Raw genomic sequence first — 2,880 nt, forward strand, 5'->3', positions numbered from 1 at the left:
GCAGGTGCTCGGTCGCGATCACGCCGCCGGCCTCGTGGTTGACCTCGACCAGGTCGGCCTCCAGGTCGTCGATCTCGCGGTCGACCACCACCTGCGGCATGTTGGCGTCGCGCAAGGTATCGAGCAGCTCGCCGTCGGCCCCGGACGACATCACGATCAGCCCGTCGACCTGCTTCTCGCTGAGCAGGCGCACGTAGGTGCTCTGCTTCAGCGGATCGTCGTCGGAGTTGCACAGGATCACGTTGAAGCCGGCTTCGTAGCAGGTGTCCTCGATGCCGCGGATGATCTCGGCGAAATACGGGTTCGAGCTGTTCGGGATCATCATCCCGACGGTGTGGGTGCGGTTGCTCTTCAGGCTGCGCGCCAGCGCGCTCGGCACGTAGCGCAGCTCCTCGATCGCCTGCTGCACCCGCTGGCGGGCCGCCTCGCTGACGAAGCGCGTGCCGTTGACCACGTGCGACACCGTCGTCACCGACACCTGGGCCTGCTGCGCCACGTCCTTGATGGTGCTGAGGCGGGCCGGCACGCGCGCCTCGCGGCCACCGCCGCTGCCACCGCTGCGTTCGGTGTGGTTCATCGCGCCGCACGCTGCGCCAGCCGTGCGCGCAGCACGTCCAGCACCACCGCGAGGATGATGACGAAACCGGTGACCATCTGTCGAAGGAAGTCGCTCATGCCGATCAGGATCAGGCCGTTGGCCAGGACCCCGATGATGCACGCTCCGAGCAGCGTGCCGATGATCGAGCCGCGCCCGCCGGAAAGACTCGTGCCACCGATGATCACCGCCGCGATCGCGTTCAGCTCGAAACCGATGCCAGAGATCGGGCTCGCGATCGTCAGCCGCGTCATGTAGATCACCGCGCCGACGCCGACCGCCGCGCCACAGATCACGAAGGCCGCGATCTTGTGGAAGCGCACGTTGTGGCCGGCCAGCCGCACCGCCTCCTCGTTGTTGCCGATCGCGTAGACCAGCCGGCCGAACACGGTGCGGTTGAGCACGAACCAGCCGGCCGCCACCAGCGCGAGCGCCACCAGGAAGATCGCCGGCACGCCCAGCAGCGTGGCGCTGCCGAAGTTGTTGAAGGCATCGGGGAATTCGTAGATGGAACGCGCCTGCGTCCATTGCAGCGCAGCGCCGCGCGCGATGTTCAGCATGCCGAGCGTGACGATGAACGACGGGATCGCCCACCACGCCGACACCGCGCCGTTGACCAGCCCGCAGGCCGCGCCGACCGCGATGCTCGCGGCGAGCGCCAGCGGGATCGCCGCCGCCGGCTCGAGCCCGTCGAGCTTCAGCACCGTGCCGGCCACCACCGCGCAGAACGCCATCACCGAGCCGACCGACAGGTCGATGCCGCCGATCAGGATCACGAAGGTCAGGCCGACCGCGAGGATCACGTTGATCGAGATCTGCGTGAAGATGTTCGTCAGGTTGCCGGTCGTCAGGAAGATCGGCGACAGCAGCGCGAACACGCCCACCAGCAGCAGCAGCGCCAGGCCGATGCCGGCCTCGCGCAGCACCAGCGCGGCGCGGTCGCCCGCCGAGGCGCCGCCGGCGGGTTTCGGGGGAGTCAGGTTCATCGTTTGCATCGCATCCATGCCTCAGGCTGCTTCTCGTGCCGCTTGCTGCGGGCGCACCAGGTATTCACGGTAGGCCATCGCGAGGATGGCCTCTTCATCGAACTGCGCGCGCGGCACCTCGCCGACCAGCACGCCGCGGCTCATCACCAGCATGCGGTCGCACAGGCCGATCAGCTCGCGCAGGTCGGACGACACCACCAGCACCGCCAGGCCCTGCGCGGCCATGCGTTCGAGCAGCGCATGGATCTCGGCCTTGGCACCGACGTCGACGCCGCGCGTCGGCTCGTCGAGCAGCAGCACCTTCGGGTCGCGCAGCAGCCACTTGCCGAGCACCACCTTCTGCTGGTTGCCGCCGGACAGCTGGCGCACCGGCTGCGCGATCGACGCGAGCCGGATCTGCAGCTCGCCGGCCATGCGGCGCGCCGCGGCGTTCTCGGCCTCGGCCTTCAGCAGCCCGCCGCGCGACACCGCACCGAGCTGCGCCAGGCTCAGGTTGGCGCGGATCGGCATGTCGAGCACCAGGCCTTCTTCCTTGCGGTTCTCGGTGACGAGGCAGATGCCGTGCGCGAGCGCGTCGCGCGGGCTCGCGATGCGCACCGGGCGGTCGTCGCGGAAGACCTGCCCGGCAGCAGCCCGGTCGGCGCCGAAGATCGCGCGCAGCGTCTCGGTGCGGCCGGAGCCGACCAGGCCGGCGAGCCCGACGATCTCGCCATAGCGCAGGCTGAAACTGATCGGCGCGGTCTCGGACGACGCATCGCGCCGGCCGGCGTGGCGCAGGCCCTCGACGCGCAGTGCCGTGGGCCGGTTGGCGTCGAGCACCGGCGCGACGCGCGGCGGCCGCTCGACCAGCTCGCGCCCCACCATCAGCCGCACCAGCTCGCCGGTCGAGGTGCCGGCCATCGGCTGCGTCGCGACGTGCCGGCCGTTGCGCAGCACCGTGACGCGGTCGCAGACCTCGAACAGCTCCTGCAGGTGGTGCGAGACGAACACCACCGTGACGCCGTCGTCGCGCAGCTTGCGGATGATCGCGAGCAGGCGGTCGGTCTCGCGCGGGGTCAGCGTGGCGGTCGGCTCGTCCATGATGACGATGCGTGCTGCCCCACCCCGTTGGTTCGACAGCGCCTTCGCGATCTCGATCAGCTGCTGCTGCGCCATGCCCAGCGTGCCGACGCGCGTGGCCGGCGACAGCTCGTCCAGCCCGACCAGCGCGAGCAGCTCGCGCGCCCGCCGGTCCATCGCGGCGCGGTCGAGCAGCCCGAGCCGGGTGCGCGGCAGCCGCTCGAACAGCAGGTTCTCGGC

Annotated in this window: 3 protein-coding genes; all 3 read right to left on the reverse strand. The window is 70.4% G+C overall.

Annotated elements, in window-relative coordinates:
* On the reverse strand, positions 1-577 hold a 577-nt coding region (locus tag AC1D01_RS28115), incomplete at its 3' end, for a LacI family DNA-binding transcriptional regulator (RefSeq protein WP_477872272.1).
* Positions 574-1,581, reverse strand: coding sequence for an ABC transporter permease (locus AC1D01_RS28120; protein WP_477872274.1), 1,008 nt, complete (start codon positions 1,579-1,581; stop codon positions 574-576). The genes AC1D01_RS28120 and AC1D01_RS28115, both read right to left, overlap by 4 nt.
* A 21-nt stretch (positions 1,582-1,602) precedes the next feature.
* The coding region (locus AC1D01_RS28125; RefSeq protein ID WP_477872276.1) for a sugar ABC transporter ATP-binding protein at positions 1,603-2,880 on the reverse strand (1,278 nt) is incomplete at its 5' end.

It is taken from the genome of Rhizobacter sp. P3_B12, from assembly GCF_056402895.1.

What these genes read in the sequence shown, in the direction of transcription:
- AC1D01_RS28120 (WP_477872274.1), bottom strand. Translation starts at nt 1,581, where the DNA reads ATGAACCTGACTCCCCCGAAACCCGCCGGCGGCGCCTCGGCGGGCGAC.